Origin of the sequence: Shewanella sp. ALD9, from assembly GCF_002836315.1 — a bacterium.
GTDB lineage: Bacteria > Pseudomonadota > Gammaproteobacteria > Enterobacterales > Shewanellaceae > Shewanella.
The window spans coordinates 647,824-666,081 of record NZ_PJCD01000002.1 but is presented as its reverse complement, the minus strand read 5'-3'; the positions used below and the strand labels follow the sequence as shown (position 1 = coordinate 666,081).

General features: G+C 42.5%; 15 protein-coding genes. 8 read left to right on the top strand and 7 right to left on the bottom strand.

The features are described from left to right. Nucleotides 1-80: 80 nt before the first annotated feature. Nucleotides 81-602 carry a GNAT family N-acetyltransferase gene (locus tag CXF88_RS06330; protein ID WP_101086060.1) on the bottom strand — a complete coding sequence of 174 codons (522 nt, stop codon included), beginning with the start codon at nucleotides 600-602 and terminating at the stop codon, nucleotides 81-83. Further along, a complete protein-coding gene (gene yjjX / locus CXF88_RS06325) occupies nucleotides 595-1,167 on the bottom strand; it encodes an inosine/xanthosine triphosphatase (RefSeq protein ID WP_101086059.1) in 573 nt (190 codons plus the stop codon). The genes CXF88_RS06330 and yjjX overlap by 8 nt, the downstream gene beginning before the upstream one ends. Nucleotides 1,168-1,446: 279 nt before the next feature. Here yjjX and CXF88_RS06320 point away from each other — a divergent pair, with 279 nt between their 5' ends. After that, on the top strand, nucleotides 1,447-2,250 hold the full coding sequence (locus CXF88_RS06320; protein WP_101086058.1) for a hypothetical protein: 804 nt from the start codon (nucleotides 1,447-1,449) through the stop codon (nucleotides 2,248-2,250). A 174-nt stretch (nucleotides 2,251-2,424) separates the two neighbouring features. After that, entirely contained in the window at nucleotides 2,425-3,213 is a 789-nt protein-coding gene (locus CXF88_RS06315; RefSeq protein WP_101086057.1) for a ribonuclease H family protein, read from the top strand. Between the two features lie 94 nt (nucleotides 3,214-3,307). Here CXF88_RS06315 and CXF88_RS06310 read toward each other — a convergent pair whose 3' ends face one another. After that, nucleotides 3,308-3,757, bottom strand: a complete 450-nt coding sequence (locus CXF88_RS06310) for a GNAT family N-acetyltransferase (protein WP_101086056.1) — start codon at nucleotides 3,755-3,757, stop codon at nucleotides 3,308-3,310. Nucleotides 3,758-4,288: 531 nt separating this feature from the next. Between CXF88_RS06310 and mdh the strand changes: the two genes are divergently transcribed. From mdh to CXF88_RS06290, 4 genes are all read left to right on the top strand, one after another. After that, nucleotides 4,289-5,224, top strand: coding sequence for a malate dehydrogenase (mdh, locus tag CXF88_RS06305; protein ID WP_011638612.1), 936 nt, complete (start codon nucleotides 4,289-4,291; stop codon nucleotides 5,222-5,224). A 282-nt stretch (nucleotides 5,225-5,506) separates the two neighbouring features. Then, complete coding sequence (locus CXF88_RS06300) at nucleotides 5,507-6,469, top strand: PHB depolymerase family esterase (protein ID WP_242445104.1); 963 nt, start codon at nucleotides 5,507-5,509, stop codon at nucleotides 6,467-6,469. 218 nt (nucleotides 6,470-6,687) lie between these two features. Continuing rightward, nucleotides 6,688-8,967, top strand: coding sequence for a TonB-dependent receptor (locus CXF88_RS06295; RefSeq protein WP_101086055.1), 2,280 nt, complete (start codon nucleotides 6,688-6,690; stop codon nucleotides 8,965-8,967). 116 nt (nucleotides 8,968-9,083) lie between these two features. Then, nucleotides 9,084-9,761: a response regulator transcription factor gene (locus CXF88_RS06290; RefSeq protein WP_101086054.1), complete on the top strand. Its 678-nt coding sequence runs from the start codon at nucleotides 9,084-9,086 to the stop codon at nucleotides 9,759-9,761. Between the two features lie 155 nt (nucleotides 9,762-9,916). On the opposite strand, the gene CXF88_RS06285 is transcribed toward CXF88_RS06290, so the two are convergent. Next, entirely contained in the window at nucleotides 9,917-13,423 is a 3,507-nt protein-coding gene (locus CXF88_RS06285) for a PAS domain-containing hybrid sensor histidine kinase/response regulator (protein WP_101086053.1), read from the bottom strand. A gap of 168 nt (nucleotides 13,424-13,591) precedes the next feature. Between CXF88_RS06285 and CXF88_RS06280 the strand changes: the two genes are divergently transcribed. Next, on the top strand, nucleotides 13,592-14,764 hold the full coding sequence (locus CXF88_RS06280; RefSeq protein WP_101086052.1) for an MFS transporter: 1,173 nt from the start codon (nucleotides 13,592-13,594) through the stop codon (nucleotides 14,762-14,764). Then, complete coding sequence (locus tag CXF88_RS06275) at nucleotides 14,764-15,696, top strand: alpha/beta hydrolase (RefSeq protein ID WP_101086051.1); 933 nt, start codon at nucleotides 14,764-14,766, stop codon at nucleotides 15,694-15,696. The genes CXF88_RS06280 and CXF88_RS06275 overlap by 1 nt, the downstream gene beginning before the upstream one ends. Before the next feature lie 114 nt (nucleotides 15,697-15,810). Here the strand turns inward: CXF88_RS06275 and CXF88_RS06270 are convergent, their stop codons facing one another. The 3 genes from CXF88_RS06270 to CXF88_RS06260 form a co-directional block, all read right to left on the bottom strand. After that, on the bottom strand, nucleotides 15,811-16,611 hold the full coding sequence (locus tag CXF88_RS06270) for a 3-hydroxybutyrate dehydrogenase (protein ID WP_101086050.1): 801 nt from the start codon (nucleotides 16,609-16,611) through the stop codon (nucleotides 15,811-15,813). A gap of 307 nt (nucleotides 16,612-16,918) precedes the next feature. Further along, nucleotides 16,919-17,752 (bottom strand): SDR family NAD(P)-dependent oxidoreductase, encoded by an 834-nt coding sequence (locus CXF88_RS06265; RefSeq protein ID WP_101086049.1) that lies wholly within the window; start codon nucleotides 17,750-17,752, stop codon nucleotides 16,919-16,921. Between the two features lie 11 nt (nucleotides 17,753-17,763). Beyond that, nucleotides 17,764-18,153: a DUF393 domain-containing protein gene (locus tag CXF88_RS06260; RefSeq protein WP_101086048.1), complete on the bottom strand. Its 390-nt coding sequence runs from the start codon at nucleotides 18,151-18,153 to the stop codon at nucleotides 17,764-17,766. Nucleotides 18,154-18,258 lie beyond the last annotated feature (105 nt).

Sequence of the window (18,258 nt, the reverse complement as noted above, 5' to 3'; positions counted from 1 at the left end):
CTATAATAAAGTCGTAGTAAAACTGTTTAAAAAACAATCTAATACCGCTGATATCTGATAATAATGGAGTGTTTTACACGTTATAAGCTCATTATCATCGCAATTTCACAGGCATCATGGCCGGTTTCGCCTAAATGCTGGCAGTGGCTAAAGCCCAGTTTTTCATAGAGTGCTAGTGCTTCAACTAGCACTGCCGTGGTTTCTAAATACATCGATTGATAGCCTTGTTGTTTGGCGAACTCAATACACTGACGGGTTAATGGCTTTGCCATACCTTGACCACGTATAGCGCGAGAAAAGTACATTTTTTGTAATTCACATACGCCGCCATTTTTTACTAATGGCGCAATACCTGCGCCGCCAACCACTTTGCCTTGATATTCAATCACCCAGTATTGTGAACCTTCAGCTTGATACACCTCACTTAAACAGTCGAGGGTTTTATCGGCCACGCTAAAACCTTTATCTGGGGTTAAACCATATTCTGCAGACACTTCACGGATCACCGCGGCCAATGCAGCATCGTCATGGGGTTGTAACATTCTAATCAAGGGCGCTTGCAAGCCGTCCTTGGTTGTATTTGCTTGCTGATTTTCAGTCATTAAATAATTCCGCATTGATAAAGGGAGCCATTGCCAGCACTAATGCTTGGGTATAAATGCTTTCGCGGGTGGCTAAACCTCGAGTTAGCAAGCCAATCGCGCCACCTTTTTGTTTAATATTATGAGTGTTAAATACTCGGTCCATTACTTTGCCAAGTTCTTCACCTGCTTGTAAAGCGTTAAAAATTGATAGTGGTAACGGCAAATTAGCGCTTCGACCAACAGATAATGTGTCGTTATGGATAATGGCCATGTAAGCAAAGGTGGCAGGGCTGTGATCAAACTGATCTACTCCGCCTTCCATTGCCACATAAAAGTCAGCATGTTGATCGACTATTTTTGCATTGGCTTGGCAAAATTGAGCACGGTTGATGGCACCCAATTTAGTTTCTGCTTCGGTCATTGGTTGGTCTGCGACCAGTGATGGCGCATGCATGCCAGTGCAATCAATATGAACATCAGGGAAATATTGTTCAATAGCTTGTTTTGCTGCATTGATTTTAACTGGGTTGGTTGAACCAACAATGATAGTTAACGTTTGTGGTATCGCAGGAGAAGTCGGCATAGGGTTATGTTCTTTTTTTGTTTGAGTTAACCATGATGATCACAGTGGTGAAGTTAACCACATTGTATGGGATTTTAACCATTTTGGGTCTGATGACGAAGTTACTTTTATTACTGTTAATTGTAACTTGTTGTAAATATTGATTTTGTTTAGTTGGTATGAAACCTGCTAACTAACTGTTAATTGCCGCTAACGCGCACTAACCACAGTTTACTCATATTAAGAGTATTTGTTTGGCGGCCTAAGCTTATTGTTATCCTCATAAAGGGAATTAATCTTATGTCTATTCGTATCGCAACCATTAGTGTCACAGTCGGGCTTATTCTGGGCGCCACCCTATTTGGTGCTTCGCAAAGTGAAGCAGAGTCAGTATTTTCGTCATCATCAGAGCAAAACCATACAAATCTTAACTTAGTACAGCAGCAATTGAATCTTGATGCTGGATCATTAACTGAGTTAGTCGCTAATACTGGCGCCGGCAAGTTAACGATTGTCGGCGTTGAAGGCCTAAAAGAAGTCACCGTACATGCTGATATCTACACCCAGTCATTGGATCAAGATGACATCGAAATTAAGCTCAGCTTGACCCGAAAAGGTGATAAGGGCTATTTATTATCAGAAATACACAGTGACCAATATTTCGGTGAGTCGCCTTATATTGATTTATTGGTAGAAGTGCCAACTGTGCTCGCATTGAATATTAAAGACGGTTCCGGGCCCATCCAAATAGATGATGTCAGTGCGGATATTGAGTTAATAGATGGTTCTGGCAGTATTGTGATGAACCACATTGGCAAATTGGTTTTAGTTGATGGCTCAGGCTCTATTAATATTTCCGAGGCGAAAGGCGCGATTGAGTTGCAAGATGGCTCGGGATCTATTCGCATTAACCATGTTATTGGTGATGTGAGTATTGAAGATGGTTCGGGTTCAATCAAGGTTAATCAAGTCTCCGGATTAGTTAAGATAAATGATGGTTCCGGTGGCATTGATGTGGCTAACACCAAAGGTTTGACCATTGTTAATTCGGGTTCTGGTAGTGTCGATTATCAAAATATCGATGGCCCACTAACCCTAGACTGATGCTCTGCCACATTAAGCTCAGGTAAATCAAACTTAAGCTTATTTGGTCAAGATGTTCAAGTTAACTGCAACTGCGGCACGCATCATGTATTTTTGTTTCAAAGCCAAGTTTAATCATGGCATGATGCAAGCACGTTATTAGTGACGTTAGCATTGTTGAAGTAAGAGTTAATCATGGCAAAGAAGTTTTACGTAGTATGGGCCGGTCGAGAAACGGGCATTTTTACCAGCTGGGATGTTACCAAGCGTTCAGTTGATAAATATCCGCAAGCCAAGTACAAATCCTTTGCTACAGAAGCAGAAGCCAAAGCTGCATTTGCTAAATCTCCTGCAAGCAGCATAGGCAAAAGTGTGCCAGTAAAAGCGGCAGGTCGTTCATCGACAAAGGCTGCAGGGGCTGGAACATCAACCAAAACTCTTAGCGCGAATCAAGCTGTGCTAAGCCAATTTGATGTGGTTATTTACACCGACGGTGGTTGTGAGCCCAACCCTGGTAAAGCGGGTTCAGGGATGGCGATATACCGCAAAGGCGAGTTAGCCGAATTATGGTTTGGTTTGTTTAATCCTAATGGCACCAATAATACTGCCGAGCTCAATGCGCTGCACCAAGCATTAATTGTGGCTAAAAAGGTCCTAAACGCGGGCGAAACCGTGCAAATCATGAGTGACTCACAGTATTCGATTAAATGTGTTTGTGAGTGGGCATATGGTTGGAAAGCCAAAAGCTGGACCCGAAAAACCGGTGAAATCGCCAATCTGGAGATTATCAAGCAAGCACATGAGCTATATGATGCAATGAAAGCCGATTTAGTACTTCAGCATGTCGCTGCCCATATTGGTATTGAAGGTAACGAGTTGGCAGACAGAATGTCGATTCATGCGATTGATCAACAGCACAAATGGTTTAGTCAATTTACTGCGCCACTGGATATCAGTAAAATTCTCGCGTTGCGAACAGGCTAGTTATTGTCGTAATCTCTGCTGAACGCGTTAAATTCTTTAAACGATAAACACAAAAGAGCCGGATTATTCCGGCTTTTGCATGTGTGACTTACGATTACTTAGTATTTTCTTCGTACATTAAATAATGGCTTTGCTCCATCCCCAATGATTCATAGGTTTTTTGGGCTACTTTATTGTCATGCTCAACATACAAACGGAAACTGGCGGTGCCACCGTTTTCTGCAGCTAAGTCTTTTACCGCTTGATAAAGCTTGCCATAAATACCCTGACGACGATTCTGTGGACGTATATACACACTCTGGATCCAGTAATAATTACTTGCGCGCCAGTCACTCCACTCATAGGTGACCATTAACGATCCGGTAATTTCGCCGTCAACTTCGGCGACTAAATATACCCCACGTTCAGGATGGGTAAGCAGTCCTTCAACACCGCGAGTCAATTGCTCAGTGTCTAATGATAGGTTTTCGGTTTCCATTGCCATGGCTTGGTTAAACTGAACTAGGGCGTGCAGGTCGGCATGTTGGCCTATTCTTATTGTCATGTTTTTCTCGTTTTTATAGGATGATCTGCAGCCATCATAACGCGACACTCAATAAAAGTATTGGCTTGTTGCGTCAGAAAATGTGTACGAAATAAGTGAGTGTTACAATATTTATGGCGGTTTAGTCGGGTGAAAGGCCAAAATCAATAACGGTAAAACTCAACAATACTCAATCAACATTTCAGTGCCTAAAACAAACATAGCCATATTGCTTAACCCGCTTGATAGCGTGATTACAACTTCAGAATAAAACAGCTGTGTCATATTTGTTCAATATAAAAAACTCCGCAATGTCGTTTTTTCAGTATAAAGAAGATGAAAAATAATCCTATTACCGATGTTTTTTGTCGTACTTTTACACGGATTAATGCTGCTAGTACTCGGCGTTACGCCAGTCTGTGCGTGGATCAGGGCTTACTTATTTACGGTCCTCCACTAACGTATAATTGAAATTATTGTGACGATGCAGTAATGTGACGCCACGACGATTTAGATCTATGTCACAAACTGCATAAATTGATGGAGATAATTATGAAAGTTGCTGTATTGGGTGCTGCTGGTGGTATTGGCCAGGCTCTAGCTTTACTGTTAAAAACTCAACTGCCTGCGGGCTCAAAGTTGTCTCTATATGACATCGCTCCTGTTACTCCTGGTGTTGCTGTTGACTTAAGTCACATCCCAACAGACGTAGAAGTAAAAGGTTTTGCTGGTCAAGATCCTACAGATGCATTAGTTGGCGCAGACGTAGTGTTAATGTCTGCAGGTGTTGCGCGTAAGCCTGGTATGGATCGTTCAGATCTATTCAACATCAACGCTGGTATCGTGCGTAACCTAATGGAAAAAGTGGCTGTAACTTGCCCTAAAGCATTAGTGGGTATTATTACTAACCCAGTTAACACGACTGTAGCGATTGCTGCTGAAGTATTAAAAAATGCCGGTGTTTATGACAAAAACCGTTTATTCGGTATCACAACACTTGACGTTATCCGTAGCGAAACCTTCATCGCTGAGCTTAAAGGCTTAAACGTTGCTGACGTTAAAGTTAACGTAATCGGCGGACACAGCGGTGTGACTATTCTTCCACTACTTTCTCAAGTTGAAGGTGTTACTTTCACTGATGAAGAAGTAGCAGCAATGACAACTCGCATTCAAAACGCGGGTACTGAAGTTGTTGAAGCTAAAGCCGGTGGCGGTAGCGCAACATTATCAATGGGCCAGGCAGCATGTCGCTTTGGTTTATCATTGGTACGTGGTCTACAAGGCGAAGCTAACGTTGTTGAATGTGCCTATGTTGACGGCGGCAGTGAGCACGCTACATTCTTTGCACAGCCAATCCTACTTGGCAAAAACGGCGTAGAAAAAGTATTACCTTACGGTGAAATCAGCGCATTCGAAGCTAACGCTCGCGATGCAATGTTAGACACCCTTAAAGGTGACATTAAATTAGGCGTTGAATTTGTTAAGTAATTAACAAGTCGATGGTCTAAAAAACGCGAAGCCAAGGCTTCGCGTTTTTTTTGGTTTAAAATGCCTAGCATCTAGCATCTAGCATCTAGCATCTAGCATCTCGGTTTATTGCTATTCGATTATTCACATTGTTTACACCCACAATTCTTCATTGCTACAGGCTCATCATCTAATCTTTCATCGCCTTACCGACATGAGTTTTCCATGTGGATCTAAAGTGCCATTGCTGTTTGGATCAAAATTCTGCAAGTTACTAATATGTTAAATTTGGAAACCGCTGAAATGAGAAATAAAAAATACAGCTTAACCATGCCGCTGCTTTTACTGGGTTGGATTTTTTCGATGCTACCGGCTCAAGCAACCGATACGCCTTATATCCCACTCACCGATTTTGGTGATAATCCTGGTGCGCTGACAAGCTTTTATCTTCCTGTGACGCAAGGCTCAAATGCTTCTCCTGCTGGGGATTTATCTTTGGTGGTGTTACTGCATGGTTGTATTCAAGACGGTGTCGAATTGGCTAACAAAAGTGGCCTAACGTCATTGGCGTTAGAGCATCATTTTGCGGTTTTAGTGCCACAACAAAGCTATGACAATAACGTAAAGGGTTGTTTCAACTGGTTTGCAAGTCAAGATACGCAGATAGACAGTGGTGAAATGTTATCGATAAAAAACATGATAGTAACTACTCAAGAAAAACTAGCTGCCAAGCATGTTTATATCATCGGGTTATCTGCTGGTGGCGCCATGGCGAGTGCGGCAATCGTCAATTATCCAAATCTATTTCAAAGCGGTGCGATCATCGCTGGCTTGCCATATCCCTGTGCCGATAATTTGATCAAAGCCATCTCTTGTATGAAGCAAGGACCAGCGCTATCGGTTGAAGAATTAGCTCAATTTGCCAAAGCAATACACCCTCAACAAACTCGTTGGCCTTCGTTGAGTATCTGGACGGGTGACAGCGACAATGTCGTCAATGCTAACAATGCGCAAATGCTCGCATCTCAATGGCAAGTGTTAACTCAATCTAACGCTAAGCCAACGGTGTCAAATGAATCTGGATACAGTATTTCACGCTGGAAAGATGCTCAAAATAACGCGTCAATCGAACTCGTCACTATTAACGATTTTGGTCATGGCATTGCCGTCAATCCAGACATAAAACATGGAGGTGAAGAAAGTGACTATCTGCTTAGGGCACCCATAAGCAGTGTGACTGAAGTGATTAAGTTTTGGGGGCTTTAATCAAGGTTAAATATATAACATTATGTTTTTGTTATTAATTAATCGTTTGTTTTTTTAATATCTAGACCAAAACACATACTACTATAGTACCGATTCAATGTTGTTAAAAATGCTATACAGTCAATATGTGAACAGATAGTAATAAATCAAAATCAGTCGTAAACCAGAATTAGTAGTAAGTAAAACCATTAATAATAAATATTACAACGGGGATCTGTATGAAACAGAATACTATTAAAATGAGCTGTATTGCCTTAGCCATTTCGTCAGTGTTAAGCGCGCAATATGCCGTTGCCGCAGAAGAACAAAATAACAGCGGCGACAAACAACCTGTGTTAGAGCGCATTGAAGTGACAGCACGCAAAACAGTTGAAAGCTTGCAAAATGTACCTGTGGCAGTGACATCGGTCAGTGCTACCGAGTTGGCAGAAAACGGCATCAGCGTGATGACTGAAATTCAGCAGTTTTCGCCCAATACCACATTACAATCTAGCCGAGGCACTAACTCTACGCTTACCGCTTTTATTCGTGGTGTGGGTCAAGAAGATCCACTTTGGGGTTACGAGCCTGGGGTTGGCATTTACATTGATGACGTCTATATTGCGCGTCCGCAAGGTGCAGTGTTAGACATTCTTGATGTACAACGTATTGAGGTACTTCGTGGGCCACAAGGCACGTTGTACGGCAAAAATACCATTGGTGGCGCAATTAAGTATGTTACCAAAAAGATGTCTGGCGATAGTGAATTAAGTCTTAAAGGTACCGTCGGCAGTTATGGCCAAAAAGATGTCAAAGTGGCAGGGCAGTTACCTATTGTTGATGACAAGCTCTATGTCGGTTTTGCCTTTGCGAGTTTAAACCGTGACGGTTTTGGTGAATTTAAAACCTCGGCATTAGATGGCCAAGATACCGAAAACTATAATAAAGATGTAATGGCGGGTCGCTTAAGCGTTGAATACACACCTAACGACGATCTGTTTATGCGTTTTACTTATGATAAAACCCAGGATGACTCCAACTCAAAAGGCGGCTATCGCCTACTTCCTAGCTTATTAACTGATGCACCAGTACCTGATAGCAAATATGATTCTTACACCAGTATGCCTACATGGAACAAAGTAGAAACAGAAGGGTGGAGCGCGACGGTCGAATATAACCTCAATGAAAACTGGAGCGTAAAGTCGGTCACAGCCAAGCGTGAAGGCGAGTCGCTAACCAACATCGACTTTGATAATACCAGCTTACGTATTTTCGACGTGCCAGCTATCTACGAAGATGAGCAATTTAGCCAAGAGTTTCAGGTGAACTATGTTGGTGACAATCTCAACTTAGTGTCGGGGATTTACTATTTTGACGGTGATTCTTGTGGTGTTTTCGATGCTATTTTAGAAGAAGCCTTTAAAGCATATGGTGGGCTAACTCGTGAGGTGAGTGGTTGTAATAATAGCGAAAGCTACGCTGCTTATGTGCAAGGTTCATACGACTTTACTGAAAAGCTATCGATGACATTAGGCGGCCGTTACACCCGCGAATCAAAAGAAGCCACGGTTTATAATGGCGTGATATTCGATAGTATTTATCCTGAAACGGGCTGGTATCCTGGATTTGTGCGCGATGACGCGTTAATTGAATCTCAAATACCTAAAGTGCTCGATGATGAAGAAACATGGTCTAAATTCAATCCGCGAGTCGGTTTAGAATACCAAGTGAGTGATGACATGATGGTGTTTACCAGCTACTCACAAGGCTTCAAATCGGGTACGTTTAATCCACGAGCAACAGGTGCTGAACCCGCGGTTGATCCAGAAACGGTTAATTCATATGAAATTGGTATGAAGAGCGAATGGAACGATAATCTTCGCGTCAATGCCACGCTATTTTACCTCGATCATAAAGACAGGCAGTTTGTCACGGTGTTACCAGGAGAGGACAGTTCAGACCTTAATCAGCGTTTAGGGAATATCGGTAAGTCCACCGCGACAGGCCTAGAGCTTGAAGTTGAATACGCTGCGACAGATTCACTTAACTTATTTGCTAATCTTGGCTTAATTGACGCCACTTTTGACGAGGTGATTTCATATGACGAGCTGGGTAATAAAATTGATATTAGCGACACTTACACTATTACCAATACCCCAGATACCACTGCAAACCTAGGGTTTAGTTACAGCATTGAAGCTGATGTAGGCAGTTTTATCATTAATGGTAATTACTACTACCGCAGCGATTATGACTTAGCGGTAGTGGACAATCTATTGAGTCAAGATGGATACGGATTGCTGAATTTTGGTGTGAATTGGTATAGCAATGATGGCCATTGGAATGCTGGATTACATTGGAAAAACGTCACTGATGAAGAGTATTTAGTGGGTAACTACGCCTTTGTCACGCCAACAGGCAATGGCGATTTTACGCCAGGGCTAGGCGGCGATAACACCTTAATTGGATATTATGGCGACCCAGAGACCATTTCATTAACCGTTGGCTATGTCTTCTAAAACCTTGTTTAATTGATGTAGATAAGGATAGCCGGTCTCTTTAGAACCGGTTATTCTTTTTATTGCTTATAAAGAGTGAACCATAACAATATCAACGCAATGTTAGGGAGCCAATGATGTCTCAAATTAAAGTGGCCATTGCAGATGACCATCCACTATTTCGTGCCGCGTTAACCCAAGCCGTGCTTAAAAGTGTTAACAATGCACAAGTGCTAGAGGCGGAAAACTTCCAGGAGTTAATCGCTATTGTGGAGCAGCACTCAGATATTGAGCTTATCTTTATTGATTTGCATATGCCGGGAAACGATGGTTTTACTGGACTGACGTTATTGCAAAATCACTTCCCCGATATCGTGGTTATCATGGTGTCCTCTGACGACCAGCCGGAGATTATCCGTAAGGCGATCAATTTTGGCGCCAGTGCTTTCATTCCAAAATCAGCCAATCTAACCCAAATATCGACGGCGATTGATACTGTGCTTGAAGGAGGTGTTTGGCTTCCAGATCACACCAATATCAGTGCCGATCAACACACCGCCGCAGAACATCAACGTTTAGCAAAGCAATTAGCTCAACTCACACCGCAGCAGTACACTGTGCTGGCCAATATTGCCAATGGTAGGCTCAACAAACAAATAGCGTATGATTTAAACATTAAAGAAACCACAGTAAAAAAACATGTCTCAGCGATTTTACTCAAACTCGAAATCAATAATCGCACGCAAGCTGGGCTGGTGTTTCAACAATTAATGATTACTTCAACTGAAAACCAGCAGGTGGATGTACAAGCATAAATCGATTGCCCTAACGAACGGTTATTGTCGCAATGAATAGTTATCGCCATTGATTGCGGTTACTGATCGATAATAAGAATAGCGATAAAAAGAGTTAACCCAAATGCCTCCATGTGAGGCATTTTTTGTGGTCATTAATCTATTGAAAATATTAGTTATTCAGGCGTCAGTTGTTTAATGATCCGCTTTAAGGCTATTGCCTTAAGTGGTTTACGCACAAAGCTAAATTGAGCACTGCTGGTGTGTTGCCTAACGGCTTCCGAAGGGTCCGCAGAGCAGATAACACAGGTGGGTTGGTTACGGCTTATCGTCAGGTGATTGGCTAATAAATACTGTACTAAGTCCACACCATTTTTATCATCTTCTAAGTGATAGTCAGCAATAATCAGTTTGGGTTGTGGGTTATTGGCCAATTGCAGTATGGCACTGGGTTGGTCTTTTGCGGTAATGACATTACATCCCCAATCGCTGAGTAATGTAGAAATCGCTTTTAGCATCAGGTCGTCATTGTCGATCACCATTACAGTGATATTAGCGCTGTCACTGCTTATCTCATCTTCGGCTGTTTCAATCACTTTAAGCGGCTTTTTCTGCTGTAATACTCGGGGTATTTCAACACTAAAACACGTCCCTTTGCCTACTTCAGAATGCAGCGATATGTTGATATCCAACAACTTGGAAATTCGTTCACATATCGCCAAACCTAGCCCTAATCCCGGAATTTCACGAGTGAGCTCTAAGCGTTCAAATTCACAAAAAATGGCTTGTTGTTTATCCAGCGGAATACCTGGGCCATTGTCCCAAACTTGGATTAATAAAGCGTGCTCAAGTCGCCTGACGCCTAATAACACTTTAGGGACAAACTCAGTATTGTTAGTTTGCCCGTTTACTTTATTGTCAGGCCTAGAGGTTTGGGATATTACTTGCTGATTGCGTTTGCCTGAAGGGGAATAATGAAACGCATTAGACAAAAAGTTCTGAATAATACGCCGCAGTAGCCTTTGGTCGCTTTCTACAAAACAAGAAGAGACTTGGTAATTAAAATCAATACCTTGTTGAACCGATAACGCTTTAAATTCATTAACTAACGTTGACAGTAAATCATCAATCGCAAATTGGCTTTTTTCAGTTTTTAGCGAGTTACTGTCTAAGCGAGATATCTCAACCAGATCTGATAGTAAGCTTTCCACCACGTTTAAGGAGTCTTCAATATTGGTTGCCAAGTCATACAGTTCCGTTGATTTAACCCTTTGCTTCAGCATTTCAGTGAATAAGGTTAAGGCATTAAACGGTTGCATTAAGTCATGGCTGGCCGCGGCCAAAAAGCGGGTTTTACTGCTATTAGCAGCTTCCGCTTCAGCTTTGGCTTTTTCAAGTTCCTGAGTGCGGCTTTCAACCCGTTTTTCGAGTGTTTCATTGGCCAGTTGTAAGGCTTTTTCTGCTTCAATGTGGGCAGTAATATCAGCAAAAGTACTCACAAAGCCGCCGCCTGGCATGGCTTGGCCGCGAATCTCCAGTACTTTTCCATCTAACATCGTGCGTTGGAAATGATGAGGGCTACCACTGCGCATATGAGCTAAGCGCTTTTCAACTAGCTGGTGAGCCTCGTCACCGACAATAATACCTCTGTCGATATTAAATCTAATCAGCTGTTCAATTTGCAGTCCTGCTTTGACGTAATCTTTAGGGTAATCAAGCAGTTCAATATAGCGTTGATTCCAAGCCACTAAGCGCATATCGGCATCGACAACACTGATGCCTTGCTCAATATTCTCCACGCCAGATTGCAGCAGTTCTCGGTTAAACTCAAAGATTTGGCTGGCTTCATCGACAATGCTAACTACATCTTCTAGTGGCACCTGCTGGCTGCGTGATGCGGCATTCATCACCATTCGGGTAGAGGCTGAACCGAGTACGCCAGACAGTTTTAAGCGAGTATAATCAACAAGCAGTTGTTGCTGATTTTTGCCTGCGAGTTTTTTTGACTCTGCAATAAGAGCATCGGCTTCATCTTTGTTGATAAAACGATTTAATAAACTGGCTAAATCTTCTATAGATAAGTGCCGTTCTAGTTGCACATGTTTTCTATTTACAAATAAATCAGCTTGTAAAACCTCGCCAACGCTTTGCTCTTTAAGCAGAGATATCATCACAAAGCAACCAATGTTAGCCACTAAACTGTAAAATACGCCGTGGCTAATATTGTCCAAACCAGTTAAGCCAAACAAGGCTGTCGGCGTTAGCCATGTGATATCAAATAAGCCAAATTTAACCCAATGAGCATCGGGAAAGGTAACCGGTAACAGTAAGGTATAAAGCCAGACAACACTGCCCATTATTAGCCCCACAAACGCGCCTTGAGTGGTGGCACTTCGCCAATATAAGGCGCCTACTGCGGCGGGGGCAAATTGAGATAACAGTACAAATGACAGCAAGCCAATACTGGCTAGATGATTTTGCTGATCGATAAAACGTTCAAAGGCGAAAGCTGACAAAAGAATGACTGCGATTGAGAATCTGCGTAAATTTAATAAAATGCCGGATAATTGCGGGGTTTGCTGAGAACCAAATTTCGGTAATCGTAATAGCAATGGCGTTAACACTTCTGTCGAAATCATCGTGCTTAGTACAATAGCTGCCACAATCACCATTGCGGTTGCGGCAGCCAGTCCACCGACATAAACCAATATTCCTAACCATGCTTGTTGATAAAAAAGCGGTAATGTCAGCACATAGGTATCTGCACCAACACTGCCACCCGGGAAGCTAAGCTGTCCGGCTAATGCAATCGGCAACACAAAAATATTAATTAATAGCAGGTATAACGGCACCATCCAACGTGCTGATTTGAGCTCTTTGTCATGATTGTTTTCAATCATCATCATGTGAAATTCTTGCGGTAACGCATAGATAGTAATCGCACCCAAAATAACCTGAGAAACCACAAGGTAAGTCGAGTCTGATTGGCTGGTTTGTTTAATATGTTGACCTTGGCTGAGCAAGTCACCAAAGCCATCGAATATAAAGAAGGTGGCAAAAATACCCACGGCTGTCAGGGCAAATAACTTAACGATAGAGCTAAACGCAATGGCCAGCACTAAGCCTTGATTATGTTTACTGGCAGACAGCTGGCGGGTGCCGAATAAAATACTAAAGATAATTAATACAATCGTTACCACAAATGCGGTGCTAATACCGGACTGAAACGTACCGGTTAGTAAATCAAAGCTGGTACTAATCGCTCTTAGCTGCAATGCGATATAAGGAATGGTGCCAAGTAGTGACACGATGGCAACGCTGGCAGCAATTTTAGGCGAACGGTCAAAACGGCACGCAATAAAGTCGGCAATAGAGGTCAAGTTTTGGCTTTTAATTATTTGCAGCGTGCGCATTAGCATAGGCCAAGCAAGCACCAAACAAATGATCGAACCAATATAAATGGGGGCCAGCCATGCGCCAGTTGTTGCTGCTTGTCCAACGGTGCCATAAAATGCCCATGATGTGCAGCATACCCCTAACGACAGGCTATAGACCCACGGCTTTTGGGTTAATTTTTTTATGGAACGATTTTGCCCCCACTGTGCAACCACAAACAGCATTGCAAGATAAGCAATCGAAATTGAACTAATTAACCAAGTATCAATAGATAACCAAGCCTGCAAGTTATTCCCCAATTATTTTTATTGTTTATCCTTGCGAAACTACACTAGACGCCCTGTTTGATAAAGATTTTTAACGATGCGGTGCACTAAGGTAGTACTTATTTATCCATACCCATCAGATAACATGATTTAACTCCATTAGTGTCATTTAAGGTTCCGATAACGCCTATGAAAATAACCCATAGATATTTGGTCGAAGGTTTAGTCTTTACGAGTTATGTGCTTTTTGCCATGGCATGGGTTGGCGGCACTGCCAGCATGAACAACATTATGGCATCGATGCACATTGAGAGTTTAGCGTCGGCAAGTTTTATCAGTGGTGCAGTCACGCTCGCTAAAATAGTCGGAACTTTTAGTGCTGCATATGTGGCGGTAAAGTTTGGAATAAAGTACGCCTTTTTGTTAGCTGCGTTATTAATTGTTGTCGGGATAGTAACGCCTTTAGCGACGAGTTATGAGTTACTGCTGGTGAGCCGATTTTTAATGGGCTTGGGCGGAGCCTTTATGATTGTGTACTTTAACCCTATTGTGATGCTGTGGTTTGCACCTGAAGACCGTCCGGTAGTTAATGGTTTGAATGCGGTAGCATTTAACGTAGGCACAGCGATTATTTTATGGGGCATGACCAGTATTAATTCACTTACAGGCAGCTGGCAAAATAGCTTAGTGTTGTTTTCAGGCGCGAGCTTGATACTGGCCATTGTGTGGTTACTGGTTAAGTTTGATGCTCCACAATCTGCAAATAATGCCTCTGGGGTAGAGCCTGCCATTTACGGTTATCTTGAGGGCTTAAAAGATACATTTAATTGGGCTTATGCTTTTACTTATTCTGGGCTGCTTTCGTTTTATATTTGTCTATTCACTTTCTATCCTCAAGCGGGCATAAGCCAAAGCAAATGGGTGATTGGTTTTGGTATTGTCGGCACAATTGCGGGAATGTTGTATAGCCGCAAAAATCCGTTACGCCTTCCCATTCTTCGCTTAAGTGGTTTGATTATTTTCATCACCGTTTTAGGCTTATCTTTTAGCACAGAGCCTTGGTTGCAGATAACATGCGCTATTGTATTGGGCTTTTTTATCTTTTTCCCTGTGACTGCATTAGTGTCTATTCCTCACGAACTCCCTGACATGACGGGGCAAAAAATCACCGTGGTGTTTAGCCTGTTTTGGTCAATCAGCTATCTGGTTTCGACTATTGTGTTGTGGGTGTTTGGTAAATTGGTTGATTTAAACGATGGCAGTTATGTCAGTTCATTTGTGATGATCACCATACTCAGCGGCACCGTGTTTGTTGGCAGCTATTTTCTACCTGAAACAGGAAAACCAAAGGAGTTAACCTAATGCGAGGAACCGTTTCCCCAAAACTCACTGATTTTCTGGCGTTAGCCAACAGCAATATCGCCTTGGCTAAACAGAATAATGTCCAATTTACACCGACAATTTTGCGCCAAAATCTAGATAAACTCGGCGCGTTAATGAGTGATTCGCCAGCGGTGAGCTACATAACAGATAAAATGTTGACGTTACCCGACCGTACTATTCCCGTCAGGATTTATAGCCCAGCGCCAGATAAAGCTTTGCCGGTGTTATTGCATTTTCATGGTGGCGGGCACATGTGTGGCAGTGTGGCGCTTTACGATCCTATTTGTCGTCATCTTGCCAATGCAGCGCAGTGTGTGGTGATATCTGTTGAATACCGGCTCGCGCCTGAATATCCATATCCTGCAGGGATTGATGACTGCGAACAGGTATTAATACGTTACGCTGAGTTACTGGGTGATGTTAACCATCAACACAATGTCACTATTATTGGTGACAGTGCTGGTGGCGCCATTTGCACCAGTTTAAGCATGAAAAGTTTGACCGATAAGCGGATTAACATCGACCAACAAATTCTTATTTACCCGAGTGTCGATTACACCTTAAACAGCCCATCATTAGACAGTAATGGCACTGGATTCTTACTCGAAACCACTCGTATAAAGTGGTATTTCGAGCAGTACTTTCAATCTACCGATGTAGATGTCATTAAACAGGCTTCACCTTTGTTTGGGGCCATGTCTGCTAAATTGCCTAAAACCCTTATTTTTACTGCAGGCTGCGATCCGCTTCGGGATGAGGGCATAGCCTATGCGAAGGCCTTAACTACTGCTGGTGTTGATGTTGAACATCATTCGTTCGACGGCATGATCCACGCCTATATGTTGCTGCACGATGTAGTGAAAGATGAATGCATGGCAACCTATCAACACATTGCTAAATTCATGGCCTAGTTTGTCATCATTAATTGAAGCCTTGCCTGTTAGGCATTAAAAAGCCCTTATCGATGTGAGTAAGGGCTAACATTGAATATAACGCTACCATTTTATAGAACAATAACGCCAAGCTTATTGCGCTGTCCACGCACCATCCATTGGTAAAGCTGCACCGGTAATGCCTCTTGCGGCACCACCACAAAGAAATAAAACAAACTCACCGATTTGTCTCGGTGCCAGCATTTCTGGTAACGGCTGCTTGGCTGTCACGAGTTGATATTTAGCGTCTTCATAACTCAAATTTTTATCGCTTGCTATGCTGTCAATTTGTTTGCCGATAAGCGGCGTATCCACCCATCCAGGGCAAATTGCGTTGACGGTAATTCCTTGTTCAGCGCATTCAATCGCGACCACCTTGGTTAAGCCAATAATTCCATGTTTTGCTGCACAATAGGCTACCTTATTGGCCGAGGCGACTAAGCCATGTACTGAGGCAATATTGATAATTCGTCCCCACTTTTTTTCAGTCATTGCAGGCACGACTTGTTGAATCGTATGGAAAGCGGAAGACAAGTTAATCGCAATGATGTCATTCCACTTTTCGACCGGAAAGTTTGCCACATCTTGGGTGTGCTGAATCCCAGCATTGTTAACCAAAATATCAATACTGCCTAATGCACTCATCGCACTGTCCATAAACGCATGTATGCAGTTAGCGTCTCTCAAGTCTGCATTGCTGAAAAAGGTCTTTATTTGGTATTGGGTTGCAAACTCAGCCGCTAAAGTCTGCCCTTCATCTTGCGCCATTAAGCCATGCAATACGATATGACAACCTTGTTCGGCAAGTACATGCGCTGTCGCCAGGCCAATGCCGCTAGTGGAGCCGGTAATAAGTGCCACTTTCCCTTTGAGTCCAGTTTGTAACGTCGACATAGTATCGGTTCCCTTAATTCAATAGCGGCAATGACAAGGTATGCCATCAACCTATTTGTCATGTTTCATTGCGAGATCATGTCTAGTGCATATTCTCACTAACATCTGATTTAGTACTTTCAGAATAAAGCAATTACAGCACTATTTAATTGGCACCTTAGTACCATAAGAACAGGGAAATAGTTGTCGATACATTGAAGGGGAGTCGATGGTTTATTAAACAACATCGACAGGGTCATCAACAGGGTCTACATTTTTTGATTATTGAGTTCTTGGTCAAAAAATTCTTAGTGGATAGGCGGGAACATCACCAACTAATCTCTTTGCCTTGCCAATCTAAGTAACTGGCTTGGCCGTTGGGCTCAATATCGGCCATGATGTTAAACAGCTGGCTGGCAACAAATTCTGGGGTAAAAAGCTTGCCTGCAGGCACATTAGCCTGAAAAGGTTTTGATAATGGTGTGTCAGTAGTGCCAGGATGAAACGCGATGAGTTTGACTCGTTTAAGCCGCCTTGCATATTCCACTGCAGTGGTTTTAATCAGCATGTTTAACGCGGCTTTTGAAGCGCGATAGCCATACCAGCCGCCTAAACGGTTATCTGAAATACTGCCAACTCGGGCACTCAATAAACTGATCACACATTTTGGGCTGTCTATCTTATGAGGTTGCTGTAGCAGTAACTCGGTTAAGGCGCTTAACCACAACATCGGCACAATACTGTTAGCGTAAAACAGTTGCTGTAAGGCATCACTGTTAATGTCTTCAATGCGTTTTTCAGGCATTAAATGAGTTTTGTCTGTGGTTTCATTATCTGTGCGTTCATTAGTCGTTTTAGAGTGCAAAATACCATTACAGATGATGATTTTTTTAATGGTGCCAACCATCGATGACATGTCTGCAATACAACGAGAAATTGAGGCTTGTTGATAATCGCAGCTAATATGATGGTGAGTGACATTTTTGGCCAGGGCAGGCAGTGTCATTACAGGCAGTGTCAGTGAAGATTGACGGCTCACGGAGATAATGGTTAACGCTAAATCTGGCTCTTTTTCCGCGATGGCTTGGCTAATAAAAGCTTGTGCTATAAGCGATGAAGCGCCAATCACAATAATGGTTTCTGTTGTCGTTGAATCGCTCATGCTGTTTACCCTTACTTTATTTTACAGTTACCGTTATCACAGCGTTTTTGACCTGTAAGCAAATAAGATATACGGTAGCGATTACGGGCAAAGGCCAAATACGCAAGGTCAGCAACAGGTTTAATCAGCGGTAACCGTAATAATTTTATCCAACCATGCTTACCAGTTAAGCCCCATGCTTTGGCTGTTACATCTAAACCATATAGCCAGCTGCCATCAGCTTGTAACCCATGAAGCACGGTATTGGCTTTTAATACATCTAAATCAGGGAAACGCAGATTAATATCATCGGCGTTAATGTCTTCAAGGCCGATGCGGTTTAAACGGTCATATCGCTTTAATTGCTTCATTTCATTGAGGCACAGCGGGCAAGTGCCATCGTAAAAAATAGTCAGTTCCATCATTTACCTCATTTATGTTATTGCTTGCTTGAACACCTATACTGACTATTGTACGCCTCAAACATCAAGCCAGATTACATTTGTTTCCATGATCGAGATTACACA

What these genes read in the sequence shown, in the direction of transcription:
- CXF88_RS06330 (WP_101086060.1), bottom strand. Translation starts at nt 602, where the DNA reads ATGACTGAAAATCAGCAAGCAAATACAACCAAGGACGGCTTGCAAGCG.
- yjjX (WP_101086059.1), bottom strand. Translation starts at nt 1,167, where the DNA reads ATGCCGACTTCTCCTGCGATACCACAAACGTTAACTATCATTGTTGGT.
- CXF88_RS06320 (WP_101086058.1), top strand. Translation starts at nt 1,447, where the DNA reads ATGTCTATTCGTATCGCAACCATTAGTGTCACAGTCGGGCTTATTCTG.
- CXF88_RS06315 (WP_101086057.1), top strand. Translation starts at nt 2,425, where the DNA reads ATGGCAAAGAAGTTTTACGTAGTATGGGCCGGTCGAGAAACGGGCATT.
- CXF88_RS06310 (WP_101086056.1), bottom strand. Translation starts at nt 3,757, where the DNA reads ATGACAATAAGAATAGGCCAACATGCCGACCTGCACGCCCTAGTTCAG.
- mdh (WP_011638612.1), top strand. Translation starts at nt 4,289, where the DNA reads ATGAAAGTTGCTGTATTGGGTGCTGCTGGTGGTATTGGCCAGGCTCTA.
- CXF88_RS06300 (WP_242445104.1), top strand. Translation starts at nt 5,507, where the DNA reads ATGAGAAATAAAAAATACAGCTTAACCATGCCGCTGCTTTTACTGGGT.
- CXF88_RS06295 (WP_101086055.1), top strand. Translation starts at nt 6,688, where the DNA reads ATGAAACAGAATACTATTAAAATGAGCTGTATTGCCTTAGCCATTTCG.
- CXF88_RS06290 (WP_101086054.1), top strand. Translation starts at nt 9,084, where the DNA reads ATGTCTCAAATTAAAGTGGCCATTGCAGATGACCATCCACTATTTCGT.
- CXF88_RS06280 (WP_101086052.1), top strand. Translation starts at nt 13,592, where the DNA reads ATGAAAATAACCCATAGATATTTGGTCGAAGGTTTAGTCTTTACGAGT.
- CXF88_RS06275 (WP_101086051.1), top strand. Translation starts at nt 14,764, where the DNA reads ATGCGAGGAACCGTTTCCCCAAAACTCACTGATTTTCTGGCGTTAGCC.
- CXF88_RS06270 (WP_101086050.1), bottom strand. Translation starts at nt 16,611, where the DNA reads ATGTCGACGTTACAAACTGGACTCAAAGGGAAAGTGGCACTTATTACC.
- CXF88_RS06265 (WP_101086049.1), bottom strand. Translation starts at nt 17,752, where the DNA reads ATGAGCGATTCAACGACAACAGAAACCATTATTGTGATTGGCGCTTCA.
- CXF88_RS06260 (WP_101086048.1), bottom strand. Translation starts at nt 18,153, where the DNA reads ATGGAACTGACTATTTTTTACGATGGCACTTGCCCGCTGTGCCTCAAT.